The organism is Microvirga ossetica, assembly GCF_002741015.1.
GTDB lineage: Bacteria > Pseudomonadota > Alphaproteobacteria > Rhizobiales > Beijerinckiaceae > Microvirga > Microvirga ossetica.
Genome location: NZ_CP016616.1, coordinates 5,411,796 through 5,424,073, shown reverse-complemented (window position 1 = coordinate 5,424,073; position 12,278 = coordinate 5,411,796). Strand labels below are relative to the sequence as shown.

Sequence of the window (12,278 nt, the reverse complement as noted above, 5' to 3'; positions counted from 1 at the left end):
CAGGGCTCGGCTAATTCTTTTCCATTACACATTGCAGAGGATGCTGGTGCTTCCGGGCGTAGTCCATGACTTGCGTCACTTTCGTCTCAGCAACCTCGTAAGTAAAAACGCCACATTCCCCGACGCCATTCTGGTGGACGTGCAACATGATCCGGGTCGCATCCTCACGGTTCTTGTTGAAGAACCGCTCCAGCACATGCACCACGAACTCCATCGGGGTGTAATCATCGTTCAAGAGAAGAACGCGGTAAAGGTTCGGCCGTTTCGTGCGCGGCTTGGTTTTCGTGATGATCGCCGTGTTCGAGCGACCGCCATCGTCGCCTCCAGGAGGCTGTGACCCGCCGGCAGCGGAGATCGGAAAAGGCTCCGACCGGGTCAAAGTACCTTGAGTGAACCGCAGCATCTTCGGACGACCGCCCCTTCTTCTGTTCTTGGCCTCAAGCTTCTCTTGGCCTCAAGCTTCCGGCCCTAACCCGTTCCGGGCCATCGGCTACAGCCAAATGTATAGTCGCTCCATTCGGTTCGCCAGATCAACCAGATGGGTGGTCGCAGCCTCCGGGAAAAGAGGGACATGTTGGTCACGCCTTCGCGATGACGACAAGCGAGCCAGCCCAGCCCTCCGTGCATGCCTGCCCCAACGCAAAACGCCCGGGACGAAGCCGGGCGTTTCGTGAAAGGAGGCTTGGAATGAGCCCGGCTTTAGGCGGCCTTGGAGAGGAGCCCTTCGAAGGGCTTCATCGTCTCCGAGGCGAGGTTCGAGTAGAGCGAGCCCATCTTGGTCGTCTGGCTGACGAAGCTGTCATAGGCGCCCTTCACGAAAGCCGTCTGGATCTCGACCGCCTTGTCGAGGGTCTGAACGCCCATCAGCTTCTCGACCGTTGCGGAGGTCTGCTCGAAGGACTTGCGGGCGAAGTCGGCGGTCTCGCTGGCGATCACCTGGCTGTTGCTCGAGAAAGCGCCGAGCGCCTTCATCGTGGCGTCCAGGTTGTCCTGGCCGAACTTCTGAATGTGGGAAAACGACTGGAGCATTGTGAACCTCGACAATTAGGCGTTAAATAGGTTTTGGCGCCGCTGGATAGCTGACGGGGCCAATATGTGCAGTGCACAAAAATTTGTCAAGATATTTTGTGCAGTGCACAATAACCGCATCGTTCGCTTCGCTTCCGTTAACCCGACCGTAACCGCAACCTCTTACCGTCAAGACATGTGTCGCGCTGGCAACGGTTCCCTTTAGAGAGCCGGGCGCAAGAGCCGAAAACCAAACGAAACGGGGAATTTAGCAGCATGAATTCGGTTTGGATGGGACACCGAAAGACATGGGCCCTTATCGGTATCGCTGCGTCAGTTGCCGTCGCCGTCGCCTCCCCGGCTGACGCGGCCCGACGCAAGGCTAAACCCAGCGGCGGCGGATACAGCCCCCTCGCCGCTTCCATCGTGGTCGATTCCAAGACCGGCAAGGTCCTGCAGGGCGAGAACATCGACGAGCCGCGGATTCCCGCCTCCATCACCAAGGTGATGAGCCTCTATCTGCTGTTCGAGCAGCTCGAGCGCGGCCGTATGCGCCTCGATACCCCTCTCACGGTGTCCTCCTACGCGGCGAGCCAGCCGCCGACCAAGCTCGGTGTACGCCCCGGCTCGACCATCGACGTTGACGACGCCATCAAGGCCATGGTGACACTCTCCGCCAACGACGTCTCCGTCGTGGTCGCCGAGAACATCGCCGGCTCGGAAGATGCCTTCGCGACGATGATGACCCGCAAGGCCCGCGAGCTCGGCATGAGCTCGACGGCATTCTACAACCCGCACGGCCTGCCGAACGAGCCGCCGAACATCACGACCGCTCGCGATCTTGCCGTCCTAGGGCGCGCCATCCAGGACCGCTTCCCGAAATATTTCGCCTACTTCCAGACCCGCTCCTTCCAGTACGGCAGCCGCACCATCCGCGGCCATAACCGTCTCCTCGGCAAGGTCGAGGGCGTCGACGGCATCAAGACCGGCTACACCCGCCTCTCCGGCTTCAATCTTCTGACCTCGGTCAATACCGACACCCGCAGCATCGTCGCCGTGGTGCTCGGCGGGCGCTCGGGCGCCTCGCGCGACCAGAAGATGGCATCGTTGATCGACAGCAATCTGCCGCGCGCCTATGCCGGCAACCGCAGCACGCCGATCGTCGAGGCTGCGCCGGCCCTCGTGGCGGAAGCTCCCGCTCCGCGTCCGGTGGAGCCGGCTCCGGTGACGGTCCCCGTGAGGGTGGCCTCCGCCGTGCCGCAGGCTCCGGTCGCCCAGGCCGCGACGCCGCAGGCGGCGCCTGAGCGCAGGGCTCTCGATCTCAACGCCCTGCGGCCAGTCGTGGCCTCCGCGGCAGGCGCCAGCTCGACGACGACCCCGTCTTCCACGTCCACCGTGCGCTGGCAGAAGGGGCCTGAGGGGCTGCCTGCGAATGCGCAGGCCTATGCCGCCCTGCCGGCCCAGATTCCGGCCTCCCAGAAGGCAGCCCTCCAGGCCAAGATCGAGCCCAAGGCCGTCGAGCCGGCTCCGGCCGCTCCTGCGACCAAGACGGCGGCGCTCAAGACGGAGACACCCAAGACGGATGCTGTCGAGGCCAAGAAGATCGTGAACGGCTGGGTGATCCAGCTCGGCGCGACGGATGACGAGGACAAGGCGAAGGCGATGCTCGACTCGGCCCGTGGCCGCTTCGGCAATGTCCTCGGCAAAGCCTCGCCGTTCACGGAGAAGGTGACCGTCGACGGCACCACCCTCTACCGCGCCCGCTTCTCCGGCTTCTCCGAATCCAACGATGCCGCCAATGCCTGCAAGCTGCTCAAGAAGGGCGGCATGAACTGCTTCGCCTCTCGAGGCTGACCTTCGGCCGAGGCCTTTGCGACGGCGCGTGTGTTTGTGCCGTCGCAGCGTAAAAAGACAAACCGGATCGCGCGTGGAGTATCAGCGATGTCGGCCCAGCAAGACTTCTCTCGCCTCGTTCACGCGAGCCGCGAGATACGCCGTCCCTCCCTGGTCGGGATGGAGTTTCTTCATCAGCGTCCGGTGCGCTTTGCGGACCTCGTCGAGGCTCGCGCCCGGCTGAAGCCCCAGGATCTGATAGGCTTCCTCTTTCGTCATTACGCCCGAATGCGCTTGGGTGCGCGTCCGCGTGTCGCGATCTCCCTGAGCGTTTTCACGCCAGCCGGAAAACCGGCGATCAAGATAAGCCTCTAGGAGCGGCACGCCCTGGGGATCGTGGGCGCAGCATTCCTCATAGAGCTGGCGCAGCCCCTGAGGATCGAGGCTCGACAAGCGGCGTCCTGCAAGGGATCCGACCAGGACGCTGCCCTCGACGGCCCCGGTCGAATGGTCGATTTCCATCTCGATCATGGCCGAGCGGATGCGCGAGAACCGGCCCGTCGCCTGCTGAAACTTGCGCCAGGGCCCCGGAATGTTGAGCGAATTCCATCCCAGCGCCCAGGCTCCGAAACCGCCGAGCAGCAGCGCCATGTCGAGCCGCCCCCGGATACCGAGGAGCACGGCCGCTCCCAGCGCAGCGACGCCGGCCACCACCTTGAGGCTCTTGGCCAGAGCCTTCGTGTCGGTGCGCGTATAAGTTTTGGCGAGCCACCATAGAAGGGCGACCGCCGCAATTCCAAGAAGCAGCATCATCGTTTTCTTCCCCACCCCAACATGTGGGCCGGGATGGGGCCGATGTAAATCACCGGATCGACGATCTCGGTCTCAGCTTCCGTTTACTCCGGACGCTTCGGGATCTCGAGACCGCGCTGGACGGCCGGGCGGGCAAGCCCGCGCTCCAGCCAAGCCGGCACGCGCTTGAAGCTGTCGAACTCCACCAGCTCGCCGGCGCCGTAGAAACCGACCAGGTTGCGGACCCAGCCGAGCAGGGAAATGTCGGCGATGGTGAAATCCTCGCCCATGATCCAGTCACGTCCCTCGAGCCGCGTCTCGAGCACGCCGAGCAGGCGCTTCGATTCGTTCCGGTAGCGCTCGAGCGGGCGCTTGTCCTCGATCTCCCGGCCGGCGAATTTGTGGAAGAAGCCGAGCTGACCGAACATCGGTCCCACCGCCGCCATCTGGAAGAACACCCACTGGATCGTTTCGTAACGGCGCGCCGGATCGGACGGCAGGAACTTTCCGGTCTTTTCGGCCAGGTAAAGCAGGATCGCGCCGGATTCGAACAGGGCAAGCGGCTTGCCGCCCGGCCCGGCGGGGTCGATGATCGAGGGGATTTTCCCGTTCGGGTTCAAAGCCAGATATTCCGGCGTCCAGGTCTCGTTCTGGCCGATATTGATGAAATGCGGCTCGTAAGGAAGCCCGGTCTCCTCCAGCATGATGGAGACTTTGACCCCGTTCGGCGTCGGTGTGGAATAAAGCTGGATCCGATCGGGACGCTGGGCCGGCCAGCGGGTCGCGATCGGGAAGGCGGAAAGATCGGCCATGGAAACTCCATCATGAGCATGAGTCGTGATGGAGGAATGCTAGTGGGACAGCCAAGGCTTTCAATCGCGAAGCAGCCGGCTGCCTTCAATTAAGCGTCAGTGCAGCATCCGGACCGAGCTGCGCTGGCTTTCCCGCTCCCAGGCCTGGACGACGATGCCGTTCATGCCCGAATCGTGCAGCCGGTCGCTGAGGTCGATGAAATGCCGCTCGGTCAGCTCCACATCGATCTCGATCTGCTCGTCAGGCACATGTTCGAGTTCCGAGGCTGCGTAGCGCTCGTAAGCGGCGGACATCTCGGCATAGGCGAATGCGACGGGAAGGGTGCGGAAGATGGTGGAGAATTCGTCGTCCAGGTCACCGGTCATCAAATCCCGCATCTGGACGAGATAGCCGTCCTCATGCTCGCAGACCTCGTAGCGCCAGTGCCGGCCTTCGGATGCACAGAGTAGCATCGGAACCTCCACTCAACTGAACTGCTGAGCCAATGCGTATCGAGGCAGCGCGGTTCCCGGAGCATCCACAGCCAAAAAGTCTAACGGACGGCCCCGGCTTCGACGCGCACCCGTCCGCCAATCCGCACCCGGGTACCATTGCCGATATCGATGAAGCCCTGATTTGCCTGAAGAGCTTCCTGCCGCCCGGCCCCGGTCCGACCGGCCTGAACCGAGCTCTTGCATTCAGGCGGCAGCTGCGCGCGAACGCCGGGCGCCGGGTCGGGAATGCGGCAATCTTTCGCAAAGGCCGGACCGCCGGAGGCCACCAGAAGGAAGCAGAGGGAGATCGCTAGCCTCATCATAGCCTCGTTGAGAATTGCATAGGTCACAGGAGGCCCAGCTCGGCCAGTTCGCGCCGCATGTCGTCCGGCATCAGGGCAAGATCGCCCGATTTCAGGTCGATGTCACGCGGCGCGTCCTTGGCGACGAGATAGCGCCAGCCCTGGAACGGCCGGTAGGGGCGCGGCTCGACCGTGACGACCTTCGAGTCCAGCACCAGCCGGCAGCGGCCGATGCCGTCGGCATCCGTGAATGGCCGGACGTCGAGGAGCGTCTGGCGCGCGGCGACATGGCCCTTGATGACCCAGAAGAGCGAGCCGCCGTCGAGCAACTCGTCGACGCGCTTCGGCACCATCCGGGTGGTATGCGTCTGCTCGTAGTCGCGGCCGAGGCGGCGGTGCAGCGCGCGATTCTCCTCGATCCATTCCTCGAGATCCGTGATCGAGTCGCAGCCGACGCAGAGTTTGATCAGGTGAAGGGCCATGTGCATTTCAACCATGTCCGGGCTGCCGGGAACATCCGGCAATGCACCGCAGGCTATTCCTCCGTCTTGAGCACGATCAGGCGCGCGCCTTCGGCCACCTGCGCACCGGGTTCGGCGGCGATCTCCGCTATCTCGGCATCGGCGGGCGCGACCAGCACATGCTCCATCTTCATCGCCTCGACGATCGCAAGGCGCTGGCCTTTCTCGACCCGCTCGCCCGGCTGCACGAACACGGCGATGAGCTTGCCGTGCATCGGCGCTTTCACCGCGCCGCCCTCGTCCATGTGCTCGAGATCGACGTCGAAGGGATCGAAAGGCTGCACGAGGGTCTGGCGCCCGTTGCGGATGATGTAGACCCCGTGCGGCGCGTCGACCTCCCGGTCGACCACGTCCTCGGCCCAGGGATCGCTCTCTCCGTAAGCGACGGTGCTGGCGCCATGGTGCTCGCGGCTGAACACCTCGCGCGCTTCGGCACGTTCGCCGTCCACGAGAAGCGGCACGCCGACGCTGCGGGTCCCGAGCAGCTGGAAGCCATCCGGCGTCGACCAGGGCGAGGACGGCTCGTCGCTCTTCTGCAGCTCCGCCATGCGCAACCGCTCGATCTGCCGCGAGATGAGCGCGGAGGCGCCAAAGGAGACCGCGACCTCGTCGACGGGCTGCGGCCCGACGCCAAGGCTCTCGAGGTTGCGGTCGATGAACCCGGTATCGAACTGCCCTGCCCTGAAACCTTGCGCCTCGCAGAGTTTCTTCAGGAAGGCCGCGTTGGTCTTCGGTCCGGCGACGATGGTTTCCCCGAGCGCCGCGGCGAGCCTGTCCAACGCTTCCTCGCGCGTCTCGCCGTGGGCGATGACCTTCGCGATCATGGGATCGTAATAGGGCGTCACGTCGGCCCCGGCCTCGACGCCGGTATCGATGCGGATGCCCTCGCCCTCCGGGAATTCGAGGGCCCAGAGCTTGCCGGTCGACGGCAGGAATTCCTTTTCCGGATCCTCCGCATAAAGGCGTGCCTCGACCGCGTGGCCGTCGATGGCGAGATCCTCCTGCGAGAAGGGCAAAACCTCGCCCGCGGCGGCACGGAACTGCAACTCGACGAGATCGAGCCCGGTGATCGCCTCGGTCACCGGATGCTCCACCTGCAGGCGGGTGTTCATTTCCATGAAGTAGAAGCGGTCGGGGCGCAGGCCCTCGCGACCGTCGGCGATGAACTCGACGGTGCCGGCGCCCACATAACCGACGGCGCGGGCGGCTTCGACCGCCGCATTCCCCATCGTTGCGCGCATCTCCGGCGTCATGCCGGGAGCGGGCGCCTCCTCGATCACCTTCTGATGGCGGCGCTGCAGCGAGCAGTCGCGCTCGAACAGATGCACCACGTTGCCGTGGCTATCGGCAAACACCTGGATCTCGATATGGCGCGGCGAGAGGATGTATTTCTCCACCAGGACGCGCGGATCACCGAAGGAGTTCTGCGCCTCGCGCTGGGCGCTCTCCAACGCCGCATCGAAATCGGCCGCCTTCTCGACGCGCCGCATTCCCTTGCCGCCACCGCCGGCAACCGCCTTGATCAGCACCGGATAGCCGATCTCGTAGGCCTTCTGGCGCAGGAAGTCCGGATCCTGCTTCGAGCCGTGATAGCCCGGCACCACCGGCACGCCTGCCTGCTGCACCAGGGATTTTGCCGCGTCCTTCAGCCCCATCGCCTTGATGGCGGAGCTGGGCGGGCCGACGAAGACGATGCCGTTCTTGGCGCAGGCCTCGGCGAATTCCGCCCGCTCGGACAGGAAGCCGTAGCCGGGATGGATGGAGGCTGCCCCTGTCCGCTTAGCGACCTCGATGATCCTGTCGATCTGGAGATAGCTCTCGCGAGCCGGCGGCGGACCGATGAGATGGGCTTCGTCCGCCATCTGCACGAAGAGCGCCCCGGCATCCGCCTCCGAATAGACCGCGATGGTGCGCATCCCGAGCCGCCGGGCGGTGCGGATGATGCGGCATGCGATCTCGCCGCGGTTCGCAATCAGGACACTCTCGAGCATGACCATCCCTTGTTCGGTGCCGTCCGGCTTTCGAAAACCTAGAGCAAACCTCAGGCCTCTTGTCACGCCCGAACTCCCGCCTCCCGCTTCGCTCCGACAGGGAGCTTTGACCCTTTTGAGGGGGGAATGCCCTTCGATGCAACTTTGTGCGTCTTCCCCTCTTGCTCAAGTGTTCGTTCCACGCTAGCCTCTTATTGCAAATCATTTGCAACTGCAGAAAGATACCATGGACCAACCGGCCCCCATTTCCCTTGTGCAAAAAGCTGCGTGGCGCAGCTCGCGGGATTTGCCCTCCCTGCCGGAGGTCAACCGGACCATTGCGGTGCGGCCGGGATCGACTTGGCGGCGGGCCGCTGCCTTTATGGGCCCCGGCTATCTGGTGGCCGTGGGCTACATGGACCCCGGCAACTGGGCGACCTCCCTCGCCGGCGGCTCGAAATACGGCTACGCCCTGCTCTCCGTGGCGCTGATCTCCAACATCATGGCGATTGTCCTGCAGTCGCTCTGCGCCCGCCTTGCGGTCGCCACGGGGCGCGACCTCGCGCAGGCCTGCCGGGACGCCTATCCGAGGCCGGTCGCCTGGGGCCTATGGGTCCTGGCGGAGCTTGCCATCTGCGCCACCGACCTCGCGGAGGTCATCGGCACGGCCATCGGCCTGAACCTGCTCTTCGGCGTGCCGCTCGAAATCGGCGTCGTCATCACGGCGCTCGACGTGTTCCTGATCCTCTATCTGCAGAATCTAGGCTTCCGCTGGGTCGAGGCCTTCATCATCACCCTGCTCGGCGTGATCGCCCTGTGCTTCGGCATCCAGATCGCGATGGCCGATCCCGACTGGTCGGGCGTGATCGTGGGCTTTGCGCCGACCACAGAGATCGTCACCAATCCGGACATGCTCTACCTCGCCCTCGGCATCCTCGGCGCGACGGTGATGCCGCATAACCTCTACCTGCATTCCGGCATCGTGCAGACCCGCGCCTATGGCGAGACGCTGCCGGAGCGGCGCGAGGCGCTTCGCTTTGCGACCCTCGACTCGACCATCGCCCTGATGTTCGCGCTCACCATCAACGCGTCCCTGCTCATCCTCGCAGCAGCTGCCTTCCATCACACGGGCCGGTCCGAAATCGCGGAACTCGGTGAGGCGCATACGCTTCTCCAGCCGATCCTCGGCAGCGCCATCGCACCGATGCTGTTCGGCCTGTCGCTTCTGTGCTGCGGCCTCAACTCCACGGTGACGGCGACCATGGCCGGCCAGATCGTCATGGAGGGCTTCATCAACTTCCGGATGGCGCCCTGGCTGCGCCGCCTCGTCACCCGCGGCATCGCCATCATCCCTGCGGCGGGCGTCACCATCGCGTATGGCGAGAGCGGCACGGCGAAACTTCTGATCCTGAGCCAGGTGATCCTGAGTCTTCAGCTTCCCTTCGCCGTGATCCCGCTCGTGACGATGACCGCCTCGAAGAAAAAGATGGGCGACCTCGTCACCCCGCGCTGGCTCACCGCCTTCGCCGGCGTCATCGCCGCGGTGATCGTGGTGCTGAACGTGAAGCTGCTGGTGGATTTCGTGCTGGGGTGAGGCGCAATTGGCGCGCCTTGTCATTCCCGGCCGGAGCGCAGCGGAGGGGAAGGGAATCCATAGCGCCGAGCGTATGAGTGGATCCCCTTCCCGGCCTGCGGCCGCCGGGGATGACACCTCCGACGTCATGGCCGGTCGTGTGCCGGCCATACCGCTTCTGAAAAGCGCTGCGCCTGCCTGATCGAGATCACCGGCACGAGGCCGGTGATGACGTGCATGGGAACGAACTGTCTTACGCGTCCTTCAACCGGCTCAGCGCCTCTTCCATCTTCGCCTTGCGAGTCACGGCCTCCTCGCGGCGCTCGCGCTGCTCGTCGACCACTTCTTCCGGCGCCCGCTTGAGGAAGTCGGCGTTGCCGAGCTTCGCGTCGATCTTAGCCACTTCCGCATCGAGCTTCTGGATCTCCTTGGCGAGGCGGGCGCGCTCGGCGTCGAGGTCGATCACGCCCTCCAGCGGCAGGGCTGCCGCCTCGCCGCGGATGATGAGCTGGATCGAGCTCTTCGGCGCCGCGTCGACGAAGGAGATCTCCGAGATGCGCGCAAGCCGCTTCACGATATCGCCCCATCGGCCGGCGCGGGTCCGGACGTCGTCGGAGGACGCGACCAGCGCGAGCGGGATCTGGGCGCCTGCCGGCACATTGGTCTCGGACCGGGCGGAACGGATCTCGTTGACGAGGTCCACCACCCAGCCGATCTCGGCCTCGGCCTCGACGTCGATGAGATGAGCGAGAGCGGGCCACGGCGTGAGCGCGAGGATCGTCTCGCGCTTCGGGCCTTCCGCGCCCTTGATCGCCCACAGCTCCTCCGTGAGGAAGGGCATGAAGGGATGCAGCAGCTTGCAGATCTCGTCGAAGATAAAGGCGATGGTGGCGCGGGTCTCGTCCTTGGCGGGCGAATCCGCGCCCTGCAGCACGGGCTTGGCGAGTTCGAGCGTCCAGTCGCAGAACACGTTCCAGACGAAGCGGTAGGCGGCGAGCGCCGCCTCGTTGAACTTGTAGCCCTGAATGCCGGCCGACACTTCGTCGATCGCCTTGGCGCATTCGCTGAGCGCCCATTTGTTGAGCGTCTCCTTCACCGATTTCGGATCGAAGCCGGCAACGCGCCGGCACTCGTTCATCTCGGCAAAGCGCGCCGCGTTCCAGATCTTGGTCGCGAAGTTGCGGTAGCTCTCCACACGCTGGACGGACAGCTTGATGTCGCGCCCCTGCGCGGCCATGGCGGCGAGCGTCATGCGCAGGGCATCGGCGCCGTACTGCTCGACCACGTCGAGCGGATCGATGACGTTGCCTTTCGACTTCGACATCTTGGCACCCTTCTCGTCGCGGACGAGGGCGTGGATGTAGACCGTGTCGAAGGGAACCTCGTCCATGAAGTGGAGGCCCATCATCATCATGCGGGCGACCCAGAAGAAGATGATGTCGAAGCCCGTGACGAGCGTGTTGGTCGGGTAGTAGCGATCGAGCTCCGGCGTGTCGTCCGGCCAGCCGAGCGTCGAGAACGGCCACAGCGCCGAGGAGAACCAGGTGTCGAGCACGTCCTCGTCGCGCTTGAGCGGAACGTCGCGACCGTTCTTCTCGCGCGCCTGAGCCTTGGCGTCTTCCTCGCTGAGAGCGACGAAGACATTGCCCTGATCGTCATACCAGGCGGGAATCTGGTGGCCCCACCAGAGCTGGCGCGAGACGCACCAGGGCTCGATGTTCTCGAGCCACTGGAAATAGGTCTTCTCCCAGTTTTCCGGCACGAACTTGGTCTTGCCCTGGCGCACCGCGCCGAGCGCACGCTCGGCGAGCGGCTTCACGTTCAGGTACCATTGGTCCGTGAGGTAGGGCTCGATCACCACGTTCGAGCGGTCGCCGTGTGGGACCGTGTGAACATGCGGCTCGATCTGCACGAGCAGCTCGCGCTCCTCCAGCATGGCGACGATGCGCTTGCGGGCTTCGAAGCGATCGAGGCCGTCGAGGGCGAGAACGGCCTTGAGGTCGTCGTTCTGACTCACGCCTTCCAGGAAGGCCTCGTTGCCGGCGAGCGCAAGTTGAGCCTCGGTGCCGAAGATGTTGACGAGCGGCAGCTTGTGGCGGCGGCCGACCTCGAAATCGTTGAAGTCGTGCGCCGGGGTGATCTTCACCGCGCCCGTGCCCTTCTCCGGGTCGGAATATTCGTCGGCGACGATCGGGATGCGGCGGCCGACGAGCGGCAAGATCGCGAATTGGCCGACAAGGTCCTTGTAGCGCTCGTCGTCGGGGTGAACGGCAACGGCCACGTCGCCGAGCATGGTCTCGGGGCGCGTGGTCGCCACGGTGATCGACCGGTCGGGCATGCCCTCGATGGCGTAGCGGATATGCCAGAGGTTGCCCTTCACCTCGACCTGCTGCACCTCGAGGTCGGAGATCGCAGTCTGGAACTTCGGGTCCCAGTTCACAAGGCGCTTGTCCTTGTACATCAGGCCCTGCTTGTAGAGGTCGACGAAGACCTTCAGCACGGCCTGCGACAGGCCCTCGTCCATGGTGAAGCGCTCGCGCGACCAGTCGCAGGAGGCGCCGAGGCGCTTGAGCTGGCGCACGATGGTGCCGCCGGACTCCTCCTTCCACTCCCAGACCCGCCGGACGAATTCGTCACGGCCAAGGTCGCGGCGCTGGATTTGGCGCTCGGCGAGCCGGCGCTCAACGACCATCTGCGTGGCGATGCCGGCATGGTCCATGCCCGGCTGCCACAGCACGTCCTTGCCGCGCATGCGCTCGAAGCGGCAGAGGATGTCCTGGATCGTGTTGTTGAGGGCGTGCCCCATGTGGAGCGAGCCGGTCACGTTCGGCGGCGGGATGACGATCGTGTACGGTTCCGCGCCCTTGCGATCCTCGCGGCCAGCCTTGAAGGCCTCGGCATCCTCCCAGCGGGTGGAGATGTGTGCTTCGACAGCGGAGGGATCGAACGTCTTGTCCATCATGATGAATACCGGCCAGTTGGCGCGACGAACG

At 64.6% G+C, this 12,278-nt stretch carries 11 protein-coding genes; 2 read left to right on the top strand and 9 right to left on the bottom strand.

Annotation, left to right across the window (positions count from 1 at the left end; translation table 11 throughout):
- Nucleotides 1-10: 10 nt before the first annotated feature.
- Nucleotides 11-403, bottom strand: coding sequence for an ATP-dependent Clp protease adapter ClpS (gene clpS / locus BB934_RS25830; RefSeq protein WP_237050101.1), 393 nt, complete (start codon nucleotides 401-403; stop codon nucleotides 11-13).
- 296 nt (nucleotides 404-699) lie between these two features.
- On the bottom strand, nucleotides 700-1,029 hold the full coding sequence (locus BB934_RS25825; protein WP_099512235.1) for a phasin family protein: 330 nt from the start codon (nucleotides 1,027-1,029) through the stop codon (nucleotides 700-702).
- A 255-nt stretch (nucleotides 1,030-1,284) separates the two neighbouring features.
- On the opposite strand from BB934_RS25825, the gene BB934_RS25820 reads away from it, so the two are divergent.
- Nucleotides 1,285-2,862 carry a D-alanyl-D-alanine carboxypeptidase gene (locus tag BB934_RS25820; RefSeq protein WP_099512234.1) on the top strand — a complete coding sequence of 526 codons (1,578 nt, stop codon included), beginning with the start codon at nucleotides 1,285-1,287 and terminating at the stop codon, nucleotides 2,860-2,862.
- 81 nt (nucleotides 2,863-2,943) lie between these two features.
- Here BB934_RS25820 and BB934_RS25815 read toward each other — a convergent pair whose 3' ends face one another.
- The 6 genes from BB934_RS25815 to BB934_RS25790 form a co-directional block, all read right to left on the bottom strand.
- Complete coding sequence (locus BB934_RS25815) at nucleotides 2,944-3,654, bottom strand: DnaJ domain-containing protein (RefSeq protein WP_099512233.1); 711 nt, start codon at nucleotides 3,652-3,654, stop codon at nucleotides 2,944-2,946.
- An 83-nt stretch (nucleotides 3,655-3,737) separates the two neighbouring features.
- Entirely contained in the window at nucleotides 3,738-4,445 is a 708-nt protein-coding gene (locus BB934_RS25810) for a glutathione S-transferase N-terminal domain-containing protein (RefSeq protein ID WP_099512232.1), read from the bottom strand.
- 96 nt (nucleotides 4,446-4,541) lie between these two features.
- The gene (locus BB934_RS25805) at nucleotides 4,542-4,898 is read right to left on the bottom strand and encodes a hypothetical protein (protein ID WP_099512231.1); all 357 of its coding nucleotides are present in this window, start codon (nucleotides 4,896-4,898) and stop codon (nucleotides 4,542-4,544) included.
- 80 nt (nucleotides 4,899-4,978) lie between these two features.
- Entirely contained in the window at nucleotides 4,979-5,239 is a 261-nt protein-coding gene (locus tag BB934_RS25800) for a hypothetical protein (RefSeq protein ID WP_157934309.1), read from the bottom strand.
- A 26-nt stretch (nucleotides 5,240-5,265) separates the two neighbouring features.
- Entirely contained in the window at nucleotides 5,266-5,703 is a 438-nt protein-coding gene (locus BB934_RS25795) for a DUF1489 family protein (protein ID WP_099512229.1), read from the bottom strand.
- Between the two features lie 53 nt (nucleotides 5,704-5,756).
- Nucleotides 5,757-7,733: an acetyl/propionyl/methylcrotonyl-CoA carboxylase subunit alpha gene (locus BB934_RS25790; RefSeq protein ID WP_099513226.1), complete on the bottom strand. Its 1,977-nt coding sequence runs from the start codon at nucleotides 7,731-7,733 to the stop codon at nucleotides 5,757-5,759.
- A gap of 226 nt (nucleotides 7,734-7,959) precedes the next feature.
- Between BB934_RS25790 and BB934_RS25785 the strand changes: the two genes are divergently transcribed.
- A complete protein-coding gene (locus BB934_RS25785; protein WP_099512228.1) occupies nucleotides 7,960-9,306 on the top strand; it encodes an Nramp family divalent metal transporter in 1,347 nt (448 codons plus the stop codon).
- 232 nt (nucleotides 9,307-9,538) lie between these two features.
- Here BB934_RS25785 and BB934_RS25780 read toward each other — a convergent pair whose 3' ends face one another.
- Entirely contained in the window at nucleotides 9,539-12,247 is a 2,709-nt protein-coding gene (locus tag BB934_RS25780) for a valine--tRNA ligase (RefSeq protein WP_099513225.1), read from the bottom strand.
- Nucleotides 12,248-12,278: the final 31 nt, after the last annotated feature.

Bases quoted from the DNA above. Each gene is read 5' to 3' on its own strand.
- BB934_RS25790 (WP_099513226.1), bottom strand. From the start codon at position 7,733: ATGCTCGAGAGTGTCCTGATTGCGAACCGCGGCGAGATCGCATGCCGC.
- BB934_RS25795 (WP_099512229.1), bottom strand. From the start codon at position 5,703: ATGGCCCTTCACCTGATCAAACTCTGCGTCGGCTGCGACTCGATCACG.
- BB934_RS25820 (WP_099512234.1), top strand. From the start codon at position 1,285: ATGAATTCGGTTTGGATGGGACACCGAAAGACATGGGCCCTTATCGGT.
- BB934_RS25785 (WP_099512228.1), top strand. From the start codon at position 7,960: ATGGACCAACCGGCCCCCATTTCCCTTGTGCAAAAAGCTGCGTGGCGC.
- BB934_RS25780 (WP_099513225.1), bottom strand. From the start codon at position 12,247: ATGATGGACAAGACGTTCGATCCCTCCGCTGTCGAAGCACACATCTCC.
- BB934_RS25810 (WP_099512232.1), bottom strand. From the start codon at position 4,445: ATGGCCGATCTTTCCGCCTTCCCGATCGCGACCCGCTGGCCGGCCCAG.
- BB934_RS25805 (WP_099512231.1), bottom strand. From the start codon at position 4,898: ATGCTACTCTGTGCATCCGAAGGCCGGCACTGGCGCTACGAGGTCTGC.
- BB934_RS25800 (WP_157934309.1), bottom strand. From the start codon at position 5,239: ATGAGGCTAGCGATCTCCCTCTGCTTCCTTCTGGTGGCCTCCGGCGGT.
- BB934_RS25825 (WP_099512235.1), bottom strand. From the start codon at position 1,029: ATGCTCCAGTCGTTTTCCCACATTCAGAAGTTCGGCCAGGACAACCTG.
- BB934_RS25815 (WP_099512233.1), bottom strand. From the start codon at position 3,654: ATGATGCTGCTTCTTGGAATTGCGGCGGTCGCCCTTCTATGGTGGCTC.
- clpS (WP_237050101.1), bottom strand. From the start codon at position 403: ATGCTGCGGTTCACTCAAGGTACTTTGACCCGGTCGGAGCCTTTTCCG.